The 22,774-nt window shown below is 42.7% G+C and carries 20 protein-coding genes; 14 read left to right on the forward strand and 6 right to left on the reverse strand.

Features of this window, described 5'->3' with window-relative positions:
• Nucleotides 1-28: 28 nt before the first annotated feature.
• The gene (locus BMW94_RS09045; RefSeq protein WP_090997315.1) at nucleotides 29-1,798 is read right to left on the reverse strand and encodes an alpha-glycosidase; all 1,770 of its coding nucleotides are present in this window, start codon (nucleotides 1,796-1,798) and stop codon (nucleotides 29-31) included.
• A 199-nt stretch (nucleotides 1,799-1,997) separates the two neighbouring features.
• On the reverse strand, nucleotides 1,998-2,576 hold the full coding sequence (locus tag BMW94_RS09050) for a hypothetical protein (RefSeq protein ID WP_090997318.1): 579 nt from the start codon (nucleotides 2,574-2,576) through the stop codon (nucleotides 1,998-2,000).
• Between the two features lie 386 nt (nucleotides 2,577-2,962).
• On the opposite strand from BMW94_RS09050, the gene BMW94_RS09055 reads away from it, so the two are divergent.
• Nucleotides 2,963-5,047, forward strand: coding sequence for a pectate lyase family protein (locus BMW94_RS09055; RefSeq protein WP_254790192.1), 2,085 nt, complete (start codon nucleotides 2,963-2,965; stop codon nucleotides 5,045-5,047).
• A gap of 266 nt (nucleotides 5,048-5,313) precedes the next feature.
• Nucleotides 5,314-8,793 (forward strand): glycoside hydrolase family 2 TIM barrel-domain containing protein, encoded by a 3,480-nt coding sequence (locus tag BMW94_RS09060; RefSeq protein WP_090997321.1) that lies wholly within the window; start codon nucleotides 5,314-5,316, stop codon nucleotides 8,791-8,793.
• A gap of 264 nt (nucleotides 8,794-9,057) precedes the next feature.
• Here BMW94_RS09060 and BMW94_RS09065 read toward each other — a convergent pair whose 3' ends face one another.
• Complete coding sequence (locus tag BMW94_RS09065) at nucleotides 9,058-9,255, reverse strand: hypothetical protein (RefSeq protein ID WP_090997324.1); 198 nt, start codon at nucleotides 9,253-9,255, stop codon at nucleotides 9,058-9,060.
• A gap of 199 nt (nucleotides 9,256-9,454) precedes the next feature.
• On the opposite strand from BMW94_RS09065, the gene BMW94_RS09070 reads away from it, so the two are divergent.
• Complete coding sequence (locus tag BMW94_RS09070; protein WP_090997328.1) at nucleotides 9,455-9,925, forward strand: DUF4362 domain-containing protein; 471 nt, start codon at nucleotides 9,455-9,457, stop codon at nucleotides 9,923-9,925.
• A 128-nt stretch (nucleotides 9,926-10,053) separates the two neighbouring features.
• Here BMW94_RS09070 and BMW94_RS09075 read toward each other — a convergent pair whose 3' ends face one another.
• Together BMW94_RS09075 and BMW94_RS31140 are read right to left on the reverse strand one after the other, a co-directional pair.
• Nucleotides 10,054-10,263 carry a VOC family protein gene (locus BMW94_RS09075; protein ID WP_090997331.1) on the reverse strand — a complete coding sequence of 70 codons (210 nt, stop codon included), beginning with the start codon at nucleotides 10,261-10,263 and terminating at the stop codon, nucleotides 10,054-10,056.
• Nucleotides 10,264-10,341: 78 nt separating this feature from the next.
• The gene (locus BMW94_RS31140) at nucleotides 10,342-10,476 is read right to left on the reverse strand and encodes a hypothetical protein (RefSeq protein ID WP_256336499.1); all 135 of its coding nucleotides are present in this window, start codon (nucleotides 10,474-10,476) and stop codon (nucleotides 10,342-10,344) included.
• 238 nt (nucleotides 10,477-10,714) lie between these two features.
• Between BMW94_RS31140 and BMW94_RS09080 the strand changes: the two genes are divergently transcribed.
• The 10 genes from BMW94_RS09080 to BMW94_RS09125 all read left to right on the forward strand — a co-directional run bounded on the left by BMW94_RS09080 (nucleotide 10,715) and on the right by BMW94_RS09125 (nucleotide 21,684).
• On the forward strand, nucleotides 10,715-11,851 hold the full coding sequence (locus BMW94_RS09080; protein ID WP_175480630.1) for an EndoU domain-containing protein: 1,137 nt from the start codon (nucleotides 10,715-10,717) through the stop codon (nucleotides 11,849-11,851).
• Between the two features lie 49 nt (nucleotides 11,852-11,900).
• Nucleotides 11,901-12,341 (forward strand): hypothetical protein, encoded by a 441-nt coding sequence (locus BMW94_RS09085; RefSeq protein ID WP_072735215.1) that lies wholly within the window; start codon nucleotides 11,901-11,903, stop codon nucleotides 12,339-12,341.
• Between the two features lie 24 nt (nucleotides 12,342-12,365).
• Nucleotides 12,366-12,797: a hypothetical protein gene (locus BMW94_RS09090; RefSeq protein WP_072735082.1), complete on the forward strand. Its 432-nt coding sequence runs from the start codon at nucleotides 12,366-12,368 to the stop codon at nucleotides 12,795-12,797.
• A gap of 313 nt (nucleotides 12,798-13,110) precedes the next feature.
• Nucleotides 13,111-13,599: a hypothetical protein gene (locus BMW94_RS09095; protein ID WP_090997337.1), complete on the forward strand. Its 489-nt coding sequence runs from the start codon at nucleotides 13,111-13,113 to the stop codon at nucleotides 13,597-13,599.
• 101 nt (nucleotides 13,600-13,700) lie between these two features.
• Nucleotides 13,701-13,964: a hypothetical protein gene (locus tag BMW94_RS09100; RefSeq protein ID WP_090997340.1), complete on the forward strand. Its 264-nt coding sequence runs from the start codon at nucleotides 13,701-13,703 to the stop codon at nucleotides 13,962-13,964.
• Between the two features lie 23 nt (nucleotides 13,965-13,987).
• Entirely contained in the window at nucleotides 13,988-14,359 is a 372-nt protein-coding gene (locus tag BMW94_RS09105; RefSeq protein ID WP_175480631.1) for a hypothetical protein, read from the forward strand.
• Nucleotides 14,360-14,591: 232 nt separating this feature from the next.
• A complete protein-coding gene (locus tag BMW94_RS09110) occupies nucleotides 14,592-17,729 on the forward strand; it encodes a DUF3427 domain-containing protein (protein ID WP_090997345.1) in 3,138 nt (1,045 codons plus the stop codon).
• Nucleotides 17,730-17,889: 160 nt separating this feature from the next.
• Nucleotides 17,890-20,457, forward strand: a complete 2,568-nt coding sequence (locus BMW94_RS09115; protein ID WP_090997348.1) for a hypothetical protein — start codon at nucleotides 17,890-17,892, stop codon at nucleotides 20,455-20,457.
• A gap of 19 nt (nucleotides 20,458-20,476) precedes the next feature.
• A complete protein-coding gene (locus tag BMW94_RS09120; protein ID WP_063565988.1) occupies nucleotides 20,477-20,938 on the forward strand; it encodes a hypothetical protein in 462 nt (153 codons plus the stop codon).
• A gap of 11 nt (nucleotides 20,939-20,949) precedes the next feature.
• The gene (locus BMW94_RS09125) at nucleotides 20,950-21,684 is read left to right on the forward strand and encodes a restriction endonuclease (protein ID WP_090997351.1); all 735 of its coding nucleotides are present in this window, start codon (nucleotides 20,950-20,952) and stop codon (nucleotides 21,682-21,684) included.
• A gap of 80 nt (nucleotides 21,685-21,764) precedes the next feature.
• Here the strand turns inward: BMW94_RS09125 and BMW94_RS09130 are convergent, their stop codons facing one another.
• Entirely contained in the window at nucleotides 21,765-22,106 is a 342-nt protein-coding gene (locus tag BMW94_RS09130) for a helix-turn-helix domain-containing protein (RefSeq protein WP_090997354.1), read from the reverse strand.
• A 141-nt stretch (nucleotides 22,107-22,247) separates the two neighbouring features.
• On the opposite strand from BMW94_RS09130, the gene BMW94_RS09135 reads away from it, so the two are divergent.
• Nucleotides 22,248-22,754, forward strand: coding sequence for a hypothetical protein (locus BMW94_RS09135; protein ID WP_090997357.1), 507 nt, complete (start codon nucleotides 22,248-22,250; stop codon nucleotides 22,752-22,754).
• Nucleotides 22,755-22,774: the final 20 nt, after the last annotated feature.

The following is a 22,774-nucleotide window of genomic DNA, read 5'->3' on the forward strand; positions in this document are numbered from 1 at the left end:
GAGGAAGGGTTTAGAATGAAGCAAGATGTTATGCCTTCACGTGTGATTTGACATCCAACTGCAACAGGGAGAAACCGTACGCTTCCAAGTCCAGCTTCAGCTTGTTCTGCTGAGTTTCCCGAGCTGTGGCTGGGAATACATTACGCCAAGTCCCTTGATGTAGTGGCAGCTCCATACTGCGCGGTTCTTCGCTTGCATTCAGGACGAGGACGAATTGTTCCCCGGTATCCTGATCCTTGCGTCCGATGGCAATGCACGGATCTCCGGCTTCCGCGTAAATCATCGTGATGTCCGCACTGCGCAATGCAGCGTGTTGTTTACGCAGGGCAATGGCTTTAGTGAAGAAATCGAGCAGATCCTTGTTCTGCTTCTGTTCGTCCCACTCCATACATTTGCGACAACCTGGATCATAGCCACCATCCAGCCCTACCTCGTCGCCATAGTAGATACAAGGAGCGCCTGGGTACGTAAGCAGCAGAATGACAGCCAGCTTCATCTTGCGTACATCCCCTTCACATAGGGTGAGCAGTCTTGGCGTATCATGACTTCCGAGCAGGTTGAAAGCTGCTTCGGTTACAGGCTGTGAATAGGCAGCAAGCAGTTTGCCAATCTCGTTGGCGAATCCGAGACCGTCCAGCTTGCCGAGCACAGCGTAATCCATGACTGAATTCGTGAATGGGTAGTTCATGACTGCATCGAATTGGTCCCCTTGCAGCCACATGATGGAATCATGCCAGATTTCGCCGAGCAGATAGGCATCCGGGTTAAGTGATTTGACCGTTTGGCGGAATTCACGCCAGAATTGATGGTCTACCTCATTGGCAACATCCAGTCTCCAACCGTCGATACCCATATCCTGAATCCAGTAGCGGGCCACCTCCAGCAAATATTCTTTGACATCGGGATGCTCCGTATTCAGTTTGGGCATAAGGGGTTCAAAGGCAAAGGTATCATATGTGGGAATACCATCCTCGATACGTGCCGGCCATTCTCTGACATGGAACCAATCCGCATAACGGGAAGCAGCCCCTTTTTCAAGCACATCCGCGAATGGAAGGAACTCTCTGCCTGAATGGTTAAACACTGCGTCCAGAACGACCCGAATCCCACGTGCATGGCATGCATCCACAAGCTCCTTCAATTTCTCATTAGTGCCAAAGTGCGGATCGACCCTCAGGTAGTCTGCGGTATTGTACTTATGGTTGGTTGTAGCCTGGAACACCGGGCAGAAATAAATGGCGTTAATGCCAAGTGTGCTCAGATGGTCAAGGTGATCCAGAACGCCTTGTAAATCACCTCCGAAAAAATTGACAGGCGTCGGTTCACCACCCCAAGGCTCAGCGTTTTTTGGACTGATCGACGGATCACCATTGGCAAAACGTTCAGGAAAGATCTGATAGAATACAGCATCCTTAACCCAAGCAGGTGCCTCGAAGAAATCCACCGGATTCATAAATGGAAAATCGAAAAATTCCAACGGATGATCAGGCAGAGCCTGTTCGAATCCCCGTTCCGTCATCCAGACCGATTCTTCTCCCTTGATCAGTTGGAAGCCGTAGCGTAATCTACGGTAAGGTGGTTGCGCTTCCACTTCCCAATAATCGAACAGGGCATCACGGGCAAAGATTCGCATCGGAAGGTGGAGGACCGTACGATCCCACGCATATTTATCCCCGATGATGGCGATAACGGCATCCAGGTCGCCCCGCTTGGAACGGAGTCTCAAGTGCATGGTCGAACGGTCATATACGTAGGACCAATTCATTTTGGGACGATGATAAATAGCTTCAAGTAACATAGCATTCACTCCTTATCTGGGATGGATCATATGGCTATAAACGCAAAAAAGGCACAACCCCAATGTTCACGAGGTTGTACCTTTCGGCAGCATAGCCTTTTGATTATAGTGCTATTATACGAACTAAATCGAAAAAAGAAAACACTTTTTTTCCTGAAAAGATGAGTTGAATTCACCGTGTAAATTTGGGTGCTATTTTTTAAAACTCATACCCGAGTTTATTGGCATAGGCAGACAATTCTTTTTGGAACTTCTCGATATTTTTCTTGCCGGCATCAATTTTGGCGTTGGATTGTTTCAGGACAGCGCTGTTTACCGTTGTTTTGGAGACCGCTTTTTTCGCGAGTTGGAATCCTTCCAACTGAGTATAGCTTCCTTTGATCAAGTTGGCGTGGATTTTTTGCAGCTCCGTATTTTGCGGCTTGATCAGCTTCAGCTTGGATACATATTTGGTGTAGTTAGGAATCGCTGTGTTGGTCAATTTCAGGAAAACGGACTTGCGATTGGAAGATGTAATGTAAAATCCCCCGGCCAAAGCATCGAAAGCTTTCTCCTCATATACAGATGCGCTATCCAGTTGATCCATGTAGTTCAGGAAATCTGCTTCGTCGGCTGTAAGTTCCGGTTCTTCTTCTGTTGTGTCAACCTCGGAGTATGCGTCTTCTGAATATGTAGTGGTTGAGTCATCCGCAGCAGCGGCATAGGACCCTGCAGGTGACAACACCCCGCCGAGCAAAACAAAACTCATAATGATGGATAGTACCCATGATTTCTTCACGTTCTAACTTCCCCTATCTATATATGTGATATTATTCCAATGGATAATCTAACATAGCACGACAAGAAATTACAGGAATCGATTGACAGTAAATTGTTTGTTTCATATTATTTCATGCATTTGCATAGTGGTACACCATTATAGAAAGCTGTAACGGCGGGGTTGATTAAGTAGGTATAAAGAGATACCCCGATGTTTAAACGTGTATATTTGTTCGGGAAAAATGAGGCGTCTGGTTCTTTCAGAATATTTTCAGAAAGGATATATATGCAAAATCATAATGGATGTTGGGTTTATTTATTAATACTTTAAACCTATTTCCGTTTGTAACGATACGCCCGATAAATAGCATTGGAGTTGATTCATACATATTGGAGGAATAGTTCATGAGTAGAAACAAACGATTTACCAAAATGATGATCCTGGCGATAAGCATAAGTCTTGTGCTCTCGCTTGGGCTGATTCATCCCGTTCAAGCGGGTGGATGGACGCAGGATTCCTTTGAGAATGGGGATGCCCAATGGACGTCCACGAGTGGCAGTTGGTCTGTCGTTCAGGATCAGGGAAACGCAGTATATTATCAATCGGGCAAGAGCGAGGGCAGAAGTTCGGCGGGAGATGCGGAGTGGAGTAACTATGCCATTGCAGCGGATGTGAAAGTCGTGGATTTCAACGGCTCGACTCGCACGTATGTAGCAGGCCGATATGCGGATGCCAACAATTATTATGCAGCGTCATTGTATAACAGCAGTGGCGGGAAACTTGAAATTCGGAAAAAAGTGAATGGTTCTACCACAACACTCGCCACAAAATCCGATTATAAGCTGGCTGTGGATACATGGTATAACGTCAAACTTGAAATGAACGGTTCATCCATTAACATGTATGTGAATGGTGTATTGGAGCTGTCTGCTACAGATACCGACATGACCAAGGGGGGTGCAGGGCTGGTGACCTTGAAGTCTCTTGTCATGTACGATAATGTGAATATTTCGAATATCGGAGATCCAACACCAGTCACACCACCGACCGATCCAACAACGGAACCATCCACGGGTACACCAAGCGATCCGTCAACAGAAATACCACCGACCGATCCTGGAACTGAACCTACGGAGCCAGATCAGACAACAGAATGGGCTGCGTATAATTTGACTGGTTTTGCCGCAGCGAATACGACCGGGGGTGGTATCATCTCGGATACCGACTCACGTTATATGCGGATATATACCGCCAGTGATCTGGCTCTGGCCTTGAAGAAAGGCTCCAAAACCAAAGTGATTGAGATCATGAACGATCTGGATCTGGGATGGAACGAGATTCCTGCGGCAGCTCAGGCTGCTCCTTTTAGCGCACATAATAATGCGCTGACACATCCTGTTCTGATGAAGACAGGGGTTAGCAGAGTGAGCATTGATAACTTCGATGGCCTGACCATTTTCTCGACTAATGGAGCAACAATCAAGCATGCAGCGTTCACGTTCAAACGGAGCAACAACGTAATTATTCGCAACCTGGCATTCGATGAACTTTGGGAGTGGGATGAGGCAACCAAGGGCAATTATGATAAAAACGATTGGGACTACATTACCGTTGAGAATAGCAGCAACGTCTGGATTGATCATGCCACATTCCACAAAGCATACGATGGACTTGTTGATGTGAAAAAGGGCAGTACAGGCGTCACTATTTCCTGGTCATCTTTTGTAGGGGACGATCAAGGTCCTAATAGCTGGGTCACCCAGCAGATCAATGCGCTGGAAGCCAATAAATCGGCCTACCCGATGTATGCCTATCTGAGAAGCAATGCTGTCGGCATGAGTAAGGAGCAGATCATCGCAGTGGCGGCGAGCCAGAAGAAGGGACATCTAATTGGTGCTACTGAGTTCGCAAGTGACAATGCTGATCTGGAAGTCACCTTGCACCACAATTACTACAAGGATATCCAGGATCGTATGCCACGCCTGCGTGGAGGGAATGTACATGCATACAATATCGTTATGGATAATGCGGCCACCTGGGAGTTGAAGAAAAACATCACGTCCAGTATGTCTAAAGCCATATCGGCCAAAGGGTATCATTTTGGAATTACCAGCAATGGCGCAATTTCTACGGAAAGTGGTGCGGTGCTGTTAGAGAATTCGGTCATCCTTGGCGTGCAATATCCGCTGCGCAATAATCAGGCCGATGAGTCGAAAAGCAATTACACGGGGAAAATTGCAGCGATAGATACGATCTATTCACTGGATGGAAGCAGCTTTAGAGGCAACAGCGACGATGCCAAAAGTCCACTTTCACCAGTACCGGCATCCTTGAAGCCGTTCTCCTGGAATGGATTAACTGCGCTGCCATACAGCTACACGGCAGAAGATCCTGCCGGACTTCAGGCAAGACTGATTTCTACATCTGGCGCAGGGGCAGGACAACTGTCTTGGGCTCCAGCCCAGTGGCTGGCAACGAGTTATAATTAAGTTCATTAACTAAAATAGTAGCGACCAGGGGCTGCCTTTGAAGTAGATCTTTCTACGGATGAGGCAGTTCTTTTCTAATGTCATATCTATTTGGAATGCAGTTTTTCGATATAAATTCTCTAAGAAGTGACGTACAGAGGCGGTCAGATGATATAATCGGCTGAAGTGTTATTGTCTCACCAAGTTATTTTCAAAAAGGTTTTCGGTAAGTGGTCTATTGTTGTTTGTAACCGCAATCATAATACACACAGAAAGTGAGAGCTGAGATGAATCAGAAAAAGCTTTTTACGGATGGATGGCAATTTGCGAAAAGTAAGCTGGAGGTTACGGAGCCTGCGGGGTTAACGTTTGAACCGGTGGAGCTTCCTCATGATTGGCTGATCAATAATACGCTTGAACTGTATGAGGACAGCATCGGATGGTATCGCAAGACATTTCCATATACGAAGGATGAGCAGCAGCTTCTGCTTTGCTTTGACGGGGTGTACATGGATTCTTCCGTATATGTGAACGGTCAGCTTGTTGGAGAATGGAAGTACGGCTATTCGGCTTTTGAGCATGAGATCACGAGTGCTTTGGTGGAAGGTGACAATGAAATTGTAGTCAAAGTTGTGCATCAGAGTCCCAACAGCAGATGGTATTCCGGGGCTGGAATTTATCGCAATGTGTGGCTCAAAACGAGAGATCGGAATTATATCGTCACAGACGGTACCTATGTTTCGATTCAGCAGCAGCCAGAAGGTTGGCAGGTTGAGGTGGATACGGAGCTGAGTCTCAATCAGAACGCACAACTTGTGCACACGATTTGGTATCAGGGTAATCAGATCGTATCCAGCAAAGAGGACGTTATAGCTACAGCGGGTAAACACACCGGACATGGAGAGATACAATCGAAAAGTCAACAGCTGGCGGTCGATCTTCCGAAGTTATGGAGCCCGGATGAACCGAATCTGTATGATCTGGTAACAGAACTGCAAGTAGCTACAGGTGAGCAGGGCTATGAGACGATCGAGACCGCCACACAGCGGATTGGTTTCAGGGATATCAAGCTGGATGCAAACGAAGGATTCCACCTGAATGGGGTCAAGATGAAGCTGAACGGCGTGTGTGAACACCATGATCTTGGGGCGCTGGGGGCTGCTTTTAACCTAACTGCGCTGCGCAGAAGATTTGTGCTGTTGAAGGAAATGGGCGTTAACGCCATCCGGACCGCTCATAACATGCCTGCCAAAGAGTTCATGGAACTTGCGGATGAGATGGGGATGTTGATCGTTTCGGAAGCGTTCGATATGTGGGAGAGAGCCAAGACCCCTTACGACTATGCGAGATTTTTCCCGGAATGGGCGCATACCGATGTAAAGAGCTGGGTGAAGCGTGATCGTAACCATGCAAGTCTGATCATGTGGAGTATCGGTAACGAAATTTATGATACTCATGCGGATGAGCGGGGCCAAGAAATAACCCGGATGCTAATGGAGTATGTACTGGAATTCGATCCAAAAGGGAACGCAGGTGTGACCATTGGTTCGAACTACATGCCGTGGGAAAACGCACAAAAATGCGCCGACATCGTGAAGCTCGCAGGTTATAACTACGCGGAAAAATACTACGACAAACATCACGAAGAACATCCGGACTGGATTATCTATGGTAGTGAAACGTCGTCTGTGGTGCAGAGCCGTGGGATCTATCACTTCCCGTTCGAGCAATCCATACTGGCAGATGATGATGAGCAGTGTTCGGCTTTGGGTAACAGTACAACAAGCTGGGGCGCAAAGTCAGCAGAATATTGCATTTTGGCGGAACGAGATACGCCGTATTCCTTGGGGCAGTTCCTGTGGACGGGATTCGATTATATTGGAGAGCCGACACCGTATCATACGAAGAATTCGTATTTTGGACAGCTGGATACAGCAACGTTCCCGAAAGATTCCTACTATATCTACCAAGCAGCCTGGACGGATTACAAGAAAAGTCCGATGGTTCACCTGTTCCCTTACTGGGATTTCAGTCCTGGTCAGCTGATCGATGTACGCGTGTGCAGTAATGCGCCGAAGATTGAATTGCAGCTGAATGGCAAAACAATCGGCACGTATGATATCGATTACGCAAAGGGAACCCAGCTGTCAGGCTGGTGGAAAGTGCCATATGAAGAAGGCGAGCTCAAAGCCATCGCTTATGATGAACACGGCAACGTTATTGCAACGGATGTGCAAAGATCCTATACAGATGCAAAGAAGATTCGTCTGCAAGCCGATCGGGAGCAGCTGCAAGCGGACGGTACAGATCTTATTTTCGTGGAAATTCAAGTGGAAGATGAAGCAGGTAATCCCGTGCAAAATGCAAACAACCGTGTACAGGTCCAAGTGACAGGTGCAGGTCGTCTGTTGGGCCTCGATAACGGGGACAGCACGGACTATGATCCATACAAAGGACTGAGCAGAAGGCTGTTCAGCGGCAAGCTGATGGCAATCATCGGGGCAACGAACGAATCAGGAACGGTACGGATCGAGGTGACCTCGGAAGGATTGGAAAGTGCAGCTGCCGAGTTCGAATCACGAGCTGTTGCAGGCGCAGGAGATCGTACCTTAGGTGATTTCGAGGCCGCTGCAGGTCAGGAGCATATCGTACTCATGAGTAATACAGAACGTCCGGTTCTGACGGGCCACGTGCAGGAGATTCCTTTGCGAAAAATCGAGATTATCAGCGAAGGTGGACAGCTATTGGATGAATCGAAACAGGAGATGACGGTGAGCGCCAAGCTGTATCCGGAGAACACATCCTACCGCGATATCGAGTGGGCAGTTGTGAACGATGCGGGTATCGAATCCAACATTGCCAAGGTCGAAGCCAACGGTCTGGAAGTCATCGTATCCGCTCTGGGCGATGGGGAATTCCGTCTTCGTGCGACGAGCAGTAATGGTACAGATAAAACGAAACTGATCTCCCAACTGGAGTTCAAAGCAACAGGTCTGGGTACGGCTTACAAAGATCCATACGGCTTTATTACTGGCGGGCTGTACGATTATACCAAAGGGGATGTCGGCAACGGCAATGAACGTGGGGTAGCGACAAGCCGGGACGGGGAGACACATGTGGGCTTCCGCAATATCGACTTCGGGCCGTACGGCTCCGATACCATTACGATTCCAATCTTTGCGTTGTCTAGTGAAGAGTACTTCATTCAGATTTGGGAAGGTATGCCGGATGAAGAGGGAAGTACACTGCTGGCAGATGTGGTGTATGACAAAGAATCCAGATGGAATGTGTATCAGGAAGAGACGTATCAACTGTCCAAGCGGCTGAGTGGGATTACGTCGATCTGTTTTGTACTGAAGCAGAAGATTCATATCAAAGGCTTCTCGTTCGAGCGCCAAAGCCGCGCATTTGAACAGAATACGGCTGCATCATGCGATCATCTCTACGGGGATACGTTCAAGATCGAGGGTGATCATGTCGAGGGGATCGGGAACAATGTGTCGTTGGAGTTTGAAAATATGGACTTCACAGCAGAAGGCACGTCCAAGCTTGTGATCTATGGACGTTCAACAATCGATAAAAACACGATCCATATCCGCTTTGCAGGTGAGGACGGACAGAGCAATCAGCTGGTCGAATTCACACAGTCCGATGGATATGAGGAGCGAGTGTTTGAGCTTGAGCAGGTTAAAGGTGTGCAGAAGGTGACCTTTATTTTCTTGCCGGGCAGTCAGTTTGACTTTGGCTGGTTCCGGTTCGAGAAGTAGGACGCCAGATATAGTAGTTCAGATATGGTAGTTCAGGGATAGAGAGGATTTATATCAATCCCCTTCAGATAAACGGTGTTCTTTCAGAACAGGACGTTTATCTGGAGGGGATTTTTTTGTATGTTAAACGATTCGTTTAGCTTCCTGAATCTTTCATGTCAGCATCGTTAATGGTCAGCATAGCTTTCTCTGAATCCCAGGACACGTTCAATCCCAAACCACGCAATACCTCAAAAGGCACTGTAGTTGCTTCCGAGTAATTATTTATGGGTTCAGGTAGCTTCCTTGAGTTGTTGGCTCAGCTGTCAGCTCAAGCAACAGGCTAGATGCAACTAATGCGGCAACCATTGCAATGGCGAATCGTCGGGACGATTTGCCTTTCCCATTGGGTCTATGATTCAAGCGTGAAGTGGAGCGTCGTTTTTCTTTTGCTATGTCATCGGATGGGTTAATCGAACGCATGGGTATCGCCTCTTTTTCAGATGAGATGGACGTGAATGATGCATTGTTATATAAACACTTTATGGTGGGGTGAAGTTACATACAAATGATAAAATTTCCTTTATATTGAAGATCCGTACTGAGTGTGTTTATGTTATTTCTAACAGCACATAGGTAACATGTACGGAGACATTAGCGTCTTAATTCATGAGGTGATTGGATGAAAAGAGTACTGCTCACGCTTTCGTTAGCGTTAATGCTGTTAACTGCCTGTAAGGTAAACGATCAGACAGTGGGTTCTCCAGTAATCTTAAATTCATTTCCGGAGATTATTGAGCCCCATAACCCTGAGCAAGCGGAGCAAAGTGGGGATGTCGTTGTGCTTCTCGAAGGCATGCGGAACAAGGATAAGTGGAAAACATTTGTGAAGAATGTGAAGAACAAACAGCAGGATCAGGTTCGTGTGACGAAGTATACCATTGAAGGTGGGGCCATCATCTATGAATTGATTTACGATGGTTCAGCCATTCAATCGACTTATGATGATTCAAGGGATCTCTATGGCTCCAAACAGGGGATTACGACCAACACCTGCCAAGGGATCGGTACGATGAAGAGTGAGCAGGGACGTGTTTTTTACGTGTTAACCGGTTGTGAGAAGGAAGGCAGTACCTTTTCGATTCCCAAGTGATGAGAGTTCTATCTAACCGTAAATAGTTGAGATATGTAATTATTCATGCTGTAAATCAAAAAAGATCCTGCGAAGCCGAAGCTTTTCAGGATCTTTTTGCTGCTATATGGAGAGTGAGAGCTGGTGGTTTATGCATACAAAACATTGGATAGTTCAATCAGATTACCGTCAGGATCACGTATATATACCGAACAGATTGGCCCCAGAGCACCTGTCCGCTTTACTGGTCCTTCTTCGAATTCAACTACCTGCATGCCTAATACATTCGTATAAAATGCAATCGTCGCTTCCAGATTTTCCACGGTTAACACGAGATGATCGAGTCGTTCTATTTTTATGGATAAGCCTCCTTTGAAATGGATTATTAGCTCCTGTAAAACGAGGGTTGTATATAATAGTATGTCATTTATTATACCTTAGAGCTTGGTGTGGTTAATCGGTTTAGGCAACGCCGATCCTTCGGACATATTAGTGGAAAAGTAGAATATAAAGGGAAGAGCGAGCAAGATTAGACCGATGATTACGGCGGTGATGATACTCTTTTTGTTCAATTTACAGGCTCCTTTCGGAAAAATAGAATCTAGCACAATGGGTATATAACCTATATATTAACCAATTGATTGAAATTTGGAGTAATATGCACGAATGCGCAATAGTTCTGACGAAGAGTGTTTACCACGGCGCCGGATGATATATGTGAAAATGAATCCTCCGTTTGATTCCAATCTACTTTCTAACTTGTTAAAATTTAGGTACATATACTACGGTCAGGTTGGCGGTGAAGATAGAATGCAGCGTATTCAGGTACATCCCGATGTATTAGAGGAAAAAGCCCGGCTCGTCCAGCAGAAGAAGCTGGAACTGGAGCGAATGGTACGGGAACTGGAAAAGTCAATTTACCTGTTGCAGTCCGAATGGTCTGGTGTCACTGGAGAGCGGTTCTTCTGGGATTTTATGCAGGTGAAAGAAGTTTTTCCTGCTACACTGGGTCTTTTGGATAAAATTCAGAACGAATTTATTTTTATAGCGAAGAATTTCAGAACAGCCGATGGTTCGGGTGAGGTTGCTCTATATATACCTGAAGAACTGAAACGAAATTTCGGTGTTGGGTTGCTCGATAAGTCGGTTGGAGAGACCGTAACCGGAATTGGACAGACGGCGGAGGCGCTCTTTTATGATCCATTCGGCACGGTGACCAGTGTGGCTTATGCTATGACCTTGGGCAGAGTGGTCGATGTTGGGCGAGGAATCGGATTCGCATGGGATGCCGCTTGGGGCACAGGAACAGCCAGGTCTGACATTGAGCAGTTTGTAGATGAGCAGAAGAAACAGATGGATGAGAGTGGGGCAGGATATTATAGTGGTTCTGTGATGGGTCAGGTATTGGCCTACGCCTTTGTTGGCAGGGCGCTTCGTTCGAAAGAGGATATGGGCGGGGGATTAGGGGGAGGTAAGAAAGAATCGGATAAGGGTAAAGAAGGGCCTGGACAAGATGGTAAACCTGTTGTAGATAAAGAGAGGTGGCTGGGGAGTCTACAAAATACAGAAAACTTTAAAACAGGAACTAAAGAAAACGGATTAAGCCATATTTTTGGTGGTGAAATACTCAAAAATGGGAATGCCAATGGTTTTCATTATGAAGGGATGCCAAATAGTAACGGCAAAATTGTCGGGAAAGTTGATACACCTAATGAGTTTGGTGTCTATCAAGCCAATGTTGAAATTAATGGAGTACCAAAAGGACCCAAATCCACATTTTTTCCAAAGGAATGGACACCACAACAGGTAATTGATTCAGTAAATGAAGCTTTTAATAGTAAAGTAAATATAAAAAACAATAAATATATAGGGAAAACAAGCACAGGTATGGAAATAGAGCTTATTTTGAGAAATGATAAGATAATCTCAGCATACCCAATATACTGAATTGGAGGGTACATTAGTGAAGATAAAATATAATTATAAATTGAAATACATGGATGAATTTAATATGGTTGTAATGGATTTTGACGAGGAAAAATCACTTGAGTTCGCCACTATGATAAGTGATCCTTTAGGATCTGATATACCTTGGAGATTTGAAGATTTGAGAAAAGATATTGAGAATTATTTTGATTTATTAAGGGGAGGAATCCCCGAATATAGACATGGAGGAAATGCATCCAGCGTCATATCACATAAAGATTACACAATAATTGAAGATCCATTTTATGATGAGGAAGAAGATGAAATTGAACCGATTTGTAAGTTAGAGACAGTTGAATTCGTAAAAATAATATTACTATGGGCTTACGAAACTTACAAATTTAAAAGTAAAAAGGGAGTGATTGCTTTAAAGGAGGCAGAAATGGTTATGAAATGGGTTGAACAAAAGATGTTAGAAGTTGAGAGTATAGAAAATGAATCTATACAATAGCTGATATAAAGCTCATCCCTGATCATGCCGACTTATCTTTTATCGAGTGCTGCTCGGAACATATGTAGAAAAGAGAAACTTTTCTTTGATAAGGATGAAGAAACTTACAATAGCGAAGGTGCATTAAAATATACTCGACTATATATAAGTGACACGCCATTCAAGGAGAATTACTCAAGGACGCTTAGCTTTAGTGTATATGATGAACCTTATGAATTTCAAACCGTTACTTATGACTGGGATGATACGCAAAATGAATATTTTAAAGCAGTAGTATCTGATGATTTTGATGATAATGAGGATTTATTATTTAAATTCCTTTTTGCTTTTCTGAGCGAATTCCCCGATGCAAGAGTATGGATTGAGAAAGATTGGTTTTACAATTTGAAAAATATGAAAAAGATAAAGGCATCCTACAATAATAATTGGTGCTATATTGATCGCAAGAACATGTAAAAAACCAACATGTCCATTAATTGATAATGCTTACAGGCACTTCTACCAGACAAAAAGTAGAGGTGCATTTTTATGGAATTTAATAATGGATGGTGTTTTCTGGATGATACTTTGTATGGAGCTTACAGTTAATGTCTGTGGATATTAAGTCCAATTACAGTTCCTACAGAAATATACATATGGAGAAATTTGGTAGCCCTGCCGTTCAGATGCAATAGAGAGGGCGCCACCCTTTTCAGGTTTTGGGCTTAGTAAGGATACTAGCAAGTACTACGATTATGAGATTGATTACTAAATGTTGAGGTGAAACAGAATGTTATTGGAAAATGCAGTATCCAAACTAAATAGTATAAATTGGGGCTCAGTAGGTACTGTTATCTCTGAGGAGGATGCTAACCTCGGTTATGAATTCCTCAGAAGAATGGCTCAATTTTATAAAGTGGAGCAGCTGAAGCCTATGCCGCCTGCGTTTACAAATGTAGCGAAACTGCTAGGAGATCAAGAAGAGGAATTAGATATTTCAGCTTATTGTAGTTCAGATGCTGTTGCTTATTTGAATCAAAACTCATATGTAAAAAGAATATTTGAATATTATCTACAACTGGCGAACTACTCAGAGGAAAGGCCGGGGATTAGTCAATATTTAGAGATATATGAACCATTAATTAAACTTTTTGAACGTGGAGGAGCTTTCACGATTAAGCCACTTTCTCTAGAAATTATTAAAGTCTCACATTTCCCACTAAACAATTGGTATGAGAAGTTTGTGGATAAAAATCCGATTGATATTAATAATTTTTAGATCATTCAGGTTAGTATGTCAAATAAACGTATTATGGAAGAGCACTTCTACACACAATCGTAGAGGTGTTCTTACTATAAAATCTAGGAGAACAAAGTGCCATGATACTAAAAAAACGACTTTTAATAATCGGATGTTGTATTGCCTTTGTGATCTTACTTGTTCTAACTTATAGCTTTTATAAAGAGAAAAGAATGTATGAACAGTATCTAACGATGAATGTCCGCCAAGATATCGTTGATATGAAGAGTGCGATCATAAATAATGATATTTTATTTAACCGAATACTTACGAATGAAATAATAACAAACGAGATGGTTGAGGATGGAGAACAAGCCAGCTCTATTACAACTTTACAGATATGACGCAGATTATAGATAAGTATAACTTGATGAATCTAAGTTTCAGCGAAGAAGCCAACTGGCTGCTACAACCCGCAGCATTATTTACAAACGACTTAGGCCAAGATGACATTTTGCCACCTACACTTCACCGCATGCGAATGACGTTCGAGAGGCTGGATATAACCAGTTATCCTGTAAAAGCTGAACTTAAAGCCAGAATCGAGGAGTACCAGCAGTTAAATCATCGATGGCTGAACATTGTTGGGGACTTTGAATCCAAGGAAATTAACGAGAATGATTGGCCCCAAATCTTGAATGATCTGGAGCAAGTGACCCGAGCTTATTTTAGTGAGAAAAAGGTTAATTTCGTGGATGATGACGTTTGGAAAGACGCTTTGAATCCAAGATACGAATGATGAAGAAGAGCTAATTGATACTAGATATGAGATGCACATTCAAAGTGGAGTACTCCTGCCGTTTAGAGGCAATAGGAAGAACTCCACTTTTTTTATATCAAAACAACTAATGAAATTATTCCCATACTGGACGATAATATAGTAGAAGTAATACTTAGTTATACCAATTATTTAGTTCACCATATACATAGAGAACTATCCACAACTATCCTAACTCTCACGAGGTACATTCATGAAACAAGGTATATATGAACAGCTTATCAACACTATCACCAGGCAAGACATTTCGGCGCTGGACCCGGATGTGTATAACATTGGGACCGAGAAGTTGGATGCAGAGGAAGCGCGCAAGCTGCTGTCCACGTATTTGGCGGCGGTGACCCGGCGAGCGCTCAAGATTGTACGGGAACAGACGGAAGATAAGACGGCAGTATTGGCGCAGATTCGAACGTGTAATGAGATTATTGCTACCTTGAAAGGCACGCTTGGGGAAGAAGAGTACAACGAATTGCAACTGGATGAGCAGGGGGAAGTGCTGACCCATGTGTATTCCAAACTGAACAGCATTCGTGCGGTCCGGGATACCAAGATCGTTCGTCCAGATACGCCAATCTCCCAAAGCTCTTTGTTCACAGGTGCGAAGTCCGAGCCGAGCATGTTACTGGAGTTGCAAAAGGAGATCGTGACCGCCGATCGGATCGACTGGTTGGTGTCATTTATCAAATTCAGCGGGCTTCGCCTGCTGCTGGAACAGCTCCAGCAATTTACGGCTAGCGGAGGCAAGCTGAGGATCATCACGACGACTTATATGGAAGCAACCGACCTCAAGGCCATTACTGAACTTAGCAAACTGCCTAACACGGAAATCCAGATTTCGTATGATACCAAAGTGACTCGGCTGCACGCCAAAACGTACATTTTCCACCGCGATACTGGATTCACCACAGCCTATGTTGGCTCTTCCAACCTATCCAACCCGGCGCTGACCAGTGGTATGGAGTGGAACCTCAAGGTGACGGAGAAGGATTCACTCGATGTGCTGCGCAAGATTGAAGCGACCTTCGAGAGCTACTGGAATGACCGTGAATTCACGCGGTATGTGGCTGAGGAGGAAGGCCATGAGGCAAAGTTGAAGGCGGCTCTGAATCGTAAAAAAGATCAATCTAACCACTTTCACCTCGACATTCAGCCTTACGATTATCAAAAAGAAGTGCTGGAACAGCTGGACGCCGAGCGTACGCTGTATGGACGAACCCGCAACCTGATCGTCGCCGCCACAGGTGTTGGCAAAACGGTCATCTCTGCCTTTGACTACAAGCTTTTTCGTACAAGCCATGCGGGAGCAAAGCTTCTTTTTGTCGCCCATCGGGAAGAAATCTTGAAGCAAAGCCGGGACACGTTCCGGTATATCCTGAAGGATATGAACTTTGGCGAGCTGCATGTCGGGAATCACCGAGCAGAGGCGCTGGACCACTTGTTTGTTAGCATTCAGAGCCTTAACGCTATGAAGCTGACGGAGATCACCAGTCCAGACTATTACGATTACATTATTGTGGATGAATTCCATCATGCGGCTGCTCCTTCATACCAGAAGCTGTTATCCCATTACGAACCGAAGATTTTGCTGGGACTCACAGCGACCCCGGAACGGATGGATGGCAAAGACATTACCGCCTACTTCGATCATACGATTGCCGCCGAGATCCGTCTTACCGATGCCATTGACCGGAAGCTGCTGAGTCCTTTTCAATATTTTGGCGTTACCGATACTGTCGATCTATCCCAGGTGAAATGGTCGCGTAAAGGCTACGACCTGAATGAACTGGAGAAGCTCTATACCCATAACAAAATCCGTGCCAACCAGATCATCCAAAGTCTGAACAAATACGTAACCGATCTGGACGATGTAAAGGGGCTTGGTTTCTGCGTAGGGGTGGATCATGCGATGTATATGGCAAAAATATTTAACGAAGTCGGCATTCCATCCATAGCCCTGCATGGCGGGTCGAGCGAACAGGAACGTCATTCTGCGAAAGGACAGCTGGTGAACGGGGAACTGCGCATGATCTTTGTCGTGGATCTGTACAATGAGGGCGTGGATATCCCTGAGGTGAACACCATTCTGTTCCTGCGTCCTACCGAAAGTCTGACCGTATTTCTGCAACAGTTAGGACGTGGACTACGGATGGCGGATGGCAAAGAGTGCCTGACCGTGCTCGACTTCATCGGACAAGCTCATCAGGAATACAGGTTCCAGGATAAATTCCGCGCCCTGATTGGCGCTACCAAACATTCCATCTCGCACTACGTCGAGAACGGCTTTTCAAATCTACCTCGCGGCACGTTCATTCAATTGGAAAAACAAGCGAAGGAATACGTCATGCGCAACCTCAAGCAGATGAGTCGTAATCGCAGAGCGTTGATCCAGAAGCTGCAAACGTTCCAGCAAGACACTGGACTGCCGCTGACCTTGGCTCATTTTGTAGAGCACCATGGGATGACACTATATGAATTGTATGGTGGACGTACGGGGAAAAGGTATTTCCGGGGTATGCTGGCCGAAGCCGGATTAACAGCGCCGATTGAGGGCGAGCAGGAGGAATATATCCGCAGAATGCCATCTGTGCTGACGATCAACTCCAGAAGCTGGCTGACGTTCCTGATCGACTTTATTGAAAAAGGCAAAGAACCAAAGAACGCGGATGAACAGCGCATGTTGATTATGTTCTATTACACTTTCCACCGGGCAGCGCCTGAGAAACTAGGGTTGATCAGCATCGAAGAGGGTTTGCAGTGTGTGCTGTCTAGTGAGGCATTCCGAGCAGAGCTTGTGGATATTTTCAAATATAATCTGGCTCATCTGCGATTTGTGGATAAAAGCAATTCGTTCCCGTACACTTGTCCACTGGATATCCACTGTATGTACTCCATCGATCAAGTGCTTGCCGCCTTTGGCTACTGGAACGCTGAGCAATCACCCGCCTTCCGTGAAGGGGTGAAGTATTTTGCAGACGAACAGACGGATATCTTCTTCATTACATTGAACAAATCGGACAAAGATTTCTCTCCATCTACGCTGTATGAGGATTATGCGATCAACGAGCGTTTATTCCACTGGCAGACACAGAGCCGGGTGTCGGAGCATACGGCTACTGCGCAGCGATATATTCATCATCGAGAGACAGGCAACCGGATCGCGCTGTTCGTACGAGAGTATAAGGAGGAGCATGGCTATACGTCTCCATTTGTTTTCTTGGGGGAAGCCGATTATGTGAGTCATGAAGGGAACAAACCGATGAGCTTTGTATGGCGACTGCGGGAAGAGATGCCTGCGAAGATGGTGGCAGTGGCGAATAAATGTATTATGTAGATTGAAATCATTGGACCTGCTATGTAAAGCAGGTTTTTTTGTTTAATTATGTATTTAATTGTGGAATTAAGTGGATCTTTATTGGATAATGATTCTATAAGCCTATTTTTATAATGTGAAATAATCAATTTGAACTACTTATTTTAGAAGGAGTGACCTTATGACTTTGAATAGGGAGTATATAGATAAGACTGATTCAAAATTTTGGCGTGAGATTGGGGTCAAATTTGATGCTTTTAATGAACTCACTGATGCTAGATTAGATAACGAATTATTAGTGATTCTGAGCACGTTAAGTTTAGAGGCTTTAATTGAGCTTGGTACGCTTTTCAAAATAGATAATGAGTTAAATGGAAAGGGTGAAATTCAAGATTCTTTTAAATCTCTTACTAAAGAACAGAAGTTGCAAATATTATTATGCCGAGATTTTCAGTTGAGAAAAAAGAAAACATTAAGAAACTTTTATAATGATAGATTGCAAAAGGCGGAAACTAAATTCGTTCATACCATTTCTCAAGTTCTTCATTTGTTTTATGAGAGTCAGACTAATCTTATTGAAGTTTTAGCGTGGTATTTATGGGACAACAAAGGATCAGATGAACAATTTACAATGAGTGAAAAGATAACAATGGAGCAAGCTCTCAAGATACCTAGAGAGGGGAAGGATAAATTAGTTAATTCACTTTATAAGAAAACTGGTCGGAAAAATAATTACAAGGTTCATTCTTACGCAACGCTACGGAATGAAAATTTGTTAGTAGTTCTGTATAGGCAAATAAATGATGCACCAAGACCAGATTTTGAGGAAGCTATTCGGAACAAAGAAGTGGCACCAGTTCTATTTACGATTAATATTTCAGATGGGACTATTCAGGTTAAATCAAGTACTAAGTTAGAAAAGGAAGCAATAAAAGAGTTTGTGTCAGATGTATTTGATTGTAAATTAACATTGGTTTCCAGTGATTTGTTTACTGAGTATAGCCCTGAGAAGATTAAGGCAGCGTTAATTCACGGTACTCCTGTTTCTGATGCTGGTTCTATCCTAAAGATTCATAAAATTAGTTTTCGAGGGAGTCAATTGAAGAATTCTCCTAATTTGACGTTAGCTTTAAAAAATATCGAAATATGGCCTTCTGTAGAGCATGCTTATGAAAAAGGGATAATTGAGATGGAAAGCTTGAAAGACATTTCTTCTCTGCATCTAACTTATGGTGATGTTAATAGAACGATTAGAACCGTAATGAAAGATGACGGGAATATCATTTTTTTAATGGATGATAGCGGAATTGCTAATCATACAAAATTGTCAATCGATATAGAATTCAAGAATAGATTTGGCTTTCCACTTAACACGGTAATCTCTAATGAGAAATTTGACGATGGAAAAGTAGATAAAGTGGATTTGATCATGAGTAAGATCAGTACAGATGATTTTTATACGGATGAAACCAAACAGTTATACAGGCATCTTATAGATGAAAATATTTTAAATTCAATCAACAGAAGAGAGATTTCATGTGGTACTTGTGGGTATAAAGAGGTTTTTGAACAATCGAGTAGTATCCCAACAGTATGTCCTGAGGAATGTGGGACTGCTTTGAAAGAAAAAATGTTTGAGAACTATTCTGTCAATAAGAAAGAGGTCTACAGTTATATAAAGAGGACTTTGAAATCTTTAACTGATTGGAGTGTACTTCAAGATAGCGAACTCAGTCTTTATGACGAAAAATATAAGTTTATAAACCTTTCTAATCAAACGAGCAATAAGAAGCTCCAAGTGATTGTTGCAGAAAATAGTTTACCTAGTCGGGTCATTCGTAGAATCGAAAAAATGCTTACTCCTACTATGATTATATTTATAGGGGAACAAGAAAAAAATATCGAAAATTATAATACTAATTGCATTTATCCAGTAACATTTGGTAATATATATATAAAACAGGAACGTGAGTTCTCATTTTTAGTTGATAAAATTCACGATTTGTTAGATCGTAGAACAAAGACTTTTCTATCTGATGCTGCAAATAAAGCCCTTGAATCTATTATGAAGACAGCAGGAACAGTTGATATCGACAAAAAATATAAGGATAAAGAGTTTGAAGATGATGTATTTGCTATCTTTAAAGATATGTTCTCAAACTGTGAGAAATGGGGAAAAGAGATGAGTGGAAAGGCGGTTCCAGAAGGGATTTTTGCAATGTCTTGGACGAGAACCAATGGTAATAATACCGATGTTGAAAGTTATGTTTTCTCCTACGATTGTAAACTAACTAAAAAAGAGAAGGGCTACGATTTAGGGAAGGATGAGCAAAGAAAAGCGCTAGATTATGTTGTAGATTTAAATAGAAATAGTTTTGTTAATCGTTTTAGTAGAAGAAATCAGCTATCAGCTCATATTTTTATTTCTAATAGATTTGACGAAAATAATTTTAGCACTATGCAAGAGCATTTTTATAAAATGCTAGGTAATGACTATGACACAAGACCTATCTTTTTAGATTCAGAAACGCTTGTGCACATGTATAATCTGTATTTAGAAAATTTTGAAGTAATACGTGATTCACCTAATGTTTTTAAAAAGAATCTGTTTAAACTGTTTACTTCTGAAGGTTGTCAGTTAACGGTAGATGATATAAACAAAAGTTTTAATATAATATTAAAAAGAGAACAGGCTGAAATTAATGTTTTGTCAACGGATCTAGTAAGAGAGGAAATTTTAGATATCTAAGATTGCGAGGGAGGAGCTTATGTTTAATAGGGGTTACTCCGAATCATTAAATACAGTTGAAAATAGTGCAGTCAGCTCTTATGTTGATATTTTTATGAATGATCTAAAGAGAAATATTTTAAGTTTATATAACCCTGAGTTTGAAATCTTTAAATATGATACTTATTATAGTTATGTATTTCACGATGCAAATATAATTATTTTAGAAAATAATAGTGGTAATATTACAAATATAAGCATTACTAATTATAATGATTTCATACCTATAATATTATTTGAGAACTTCAAAGAATTAAAAAATTTGCCAGTCAGACTAGAGCGATTAAAAAAACTTGGACATGAGAGATTTAGAAATGAAATTAAAGACAATTTGATGTATCAAAGGATACAGCAAAACGAAAAAACCTGCACAGCGTTATGGTTAGATTATGGAATAGAATTTGTGATAGGTGATTCACTACAGTTACTTCAGAAGGAGTAGAAACAACATACATGAATTCAATAATAATTTTTATTGTAGGAATATTCTGTCTAGCAGTTATTGCGGGGGTATTACAACCTTCTAAAAAGAAAAAAACTAGAAGATCTAAAAGAACTAAGAATCCAGCTATCAAGAAATCTGCGAATACTGGATTTAATCGCTCATCCTCTACGTGCAGAACTGACGAAGTAATTCTAACCTTGCCACTAGATAAAATGACGGGAGCAGAGTTCGAGCGACTACTGACACTATATTTTAGAGACAATGGGTACACGGTAAAAGAAGTTGGTGTTGGAGGTAGAGATGGTGGAGTAGATTTGGTTATCACCGATAAGCGTGGCGAAAAAACAGCGGTACAGGCAAAATGTTATGCGGATCATAACAAGGTTCAGGTGATGACTGTTCGTGAGCTGGTAGGTGCGAAAAGGAATCATGACTGTATTTTGTCTCTGATCGTGACGACATCTGATCTTACGGGTCCAGCAAGAAAAGAAGCTGATCAATTCAAAGTGGATTATTGGCACGGTGGTTTAGTAGACAGCAAGCTACGCAGTTGGGGGAAATGGACGCCTTCCAATAGAAAAGTAAAAACTACTACGACCAAGAAAGAACGATCTTTATCTAAAACCGTATCTAATATCAAGTGCAGTTGTGGTGCTGCAATGGTTAAACGTAAGAATAAAGCTGGGGCGGAATTTTTGGGATGTAGCAGCTACCCTACTTGTAGAAAAACGAAAGCTATCTGAGTGACTTCACTAAAATGACGGAGAAAACAAAGGCAAGGCAGCTTGTAAGCTGCCTTGCCTTTGTTTTTATATGTTCAAGATCACTTTAATATTTCCCGTATCACATTTTTGGTTAGTTGAATACTGTCAGGGGAGGCGTCTCTCAACATGGCTACAATCTCCTGTATAACTACTTCTGACTCTGTGAAATGAAATTCCTCGTCTACATAAGCGAAAAGCTGTATTAAGTTTACTTCAAGTGACTCAGCGATCTTCGCCAAGTTCACCAAAGAAACATTCTTTTCTCCACGTTCGATCTGTCCTATGTATGAAAAATGAAATCCGCCTTTTTCTCCGAGGGATTCCTGTGAATACCCTCTTTCTTTGCGTAGTGCGCGAATTCTGGCTCCGACCAGCTTCAGAACTTCTCTGTCCTCGTTCATGGTATTCACCTCTCTATGTTCAAAAGTGTAGACAAGTTTCCTCAAGGTAAACACCAAACAAAGAATACAAATAATTTATTTGATTACTATATGTATCATTTTATTGTATAATAATGGTATTAACTCTTTGGAGGGATGGCAATGGCAAGAAATTGGTCCAAAACCGAAGCGCATTGTAATCACCAAGTAGATTCTACCCCACGTTTGCAATACCATGATAACTCCACACAACCAAGGTCTAAACATACTCCTGCTTACCACATGCTACATACTACAATCATGGAATATCATCAACATGCTAATTATCATCTCAAACTTGCCGCCATCATGAGTAATCATAATCAGTTTAAAGCCTGCCTGATTCTATGTGATTGGGCTCTATCCTCCATGATCAAGGCGTTATATAGTTATAAGTATCATTCAACACATCTACCGAAGGAGCTTACTATGAATGATATTTTACCTTTGGTACACACTGATACTGAATCTGGATTGGACATTGCTTTGTTCATTGGTACTATTCAACATATATCCTCCGTAGAGGAGTTTGACCAGGATCAGACACAAAAGCCAAACAATATCGAGAAGCTACTTCAACGAACAGAAGAAATATTAAAGGAGATAGAGAGTCGATTAAACTTAGCATAGTCTGATATCTAATGTTGGTG

Source organism: Paenibacillus sp. OK003 (assembly GCF_900109515.1).
GTDB classification, from domain to species: Bacteria; Bacillota; Bacilli; order Paenibacillales; family Paenibacillaceae; genus Paenibacillus; species Paenibacillus marchantiae.

Coding starts and splice junctions, on each gene's coding strand:
- BMW94_RS09110 (WP_090997345.1), top strand. CDS start 14,592: ATGAAACAAGGTATATATGAACAGCTTATCAACACTATCACCAGGCAA.
- BMW94_RS09115 (WP_090997348.1), top strand. CDS start 17,890: ATGACTTTGAATAGGGAGTATATAGATAAGACTGATTCAAAATTTTGG.
- BMW94_RS09070 (WP_090997328.1), top strand. CDS start 9,455: ATGAAAAGAGTACTGCTCACGCTTTCGTTAGCGTTAATGCTGTTAACT.
- BMW94_RS09085 (WP_072735215.1), top strand. CDS start 11,901: ATGGATGAATTTAATATGGTTGTAATGGATTTTGACGAGGAAAAATCA.
- BMW94_RS09135 (WP_090997357.1), top strand. CDS start 22,248: ATGGCAAGAAATTGGTCCAAAACCGAAGCGCATTGTAATCACCAAGTA.
- BMW94_RS09120 (WP_063565988.1), top strand. CDS start 20,477: ATGTTTAATAGGGGTTACTCCGAATCATTAAATACAGTTGAAAATAGT.
- BMW94_RS09080 (WP_175480630.1), top strand. CDS start 10,715: ATGCAGCGTATTCAGGTACATCCCGATGTATTAGAGGAAAAAGCCCGG.
- BMW94_RS09125 (WP_090997351.1), top strand. CDS start 20,950: ATGAATTCAATAATAATTTTTATTGTAGGAATATTCTGTCTAGCAGTT.
- BMW94_RS09095 (WP_090997337.1), top strand. CDS start 13,111: ATGTTATTGGAAAATGCAGTATCCAAACTAAATAGTATAAATTGGGGC.
- BMW94_RS09060 (WP_090997321.1), top strand. CDS start 5,314: ATGAATCAGAAAAAGCTTTTTACGGATGGATGGCAATTTGCGAAAAGT.
- BMW94_RS09090 (WP_072735082.1), top strand. CDS start 12,366: ATGCCGACTTATCTTTTATCGAGTGCTGCTCGGAACATATGTAGAAAA.
- BMW94_RS09045 (WP_090997315.1), bottom strand. CDS start 1,798: ATGTTACTTGAAGCTATTTATCATCGTCCCAAAATGAATTGGTCCTAC.
- BMW94_RS09065 (WP_090997324.1), bottom strand. CDS start 9,255: ATGCGTTCGATTAACCCATCCGATGACATAGCAAAAGAAAAACGACGC.
- BMW94_RS09130 (WP_090997354.1), bottom strand. CDS start 22,106: ATGAACGAGGACAGAGAAGTTCTGAAGCTGGTCGGAGCCAGAATTCGC.
- BMW94_RS09055 (WP_254790192.1), top strand. CDS start 2,963: ATGAGTAGAAACAAACGATTTACCAAAATGATGATCCTGGCGATAAGC.
- BMW94_RS09100 (WP_090997340.1), top strand. CDS start 13,701: ATGATACTAAAAAAACGACTTTTAATAATCGGATGTTGTATTGCCTTT.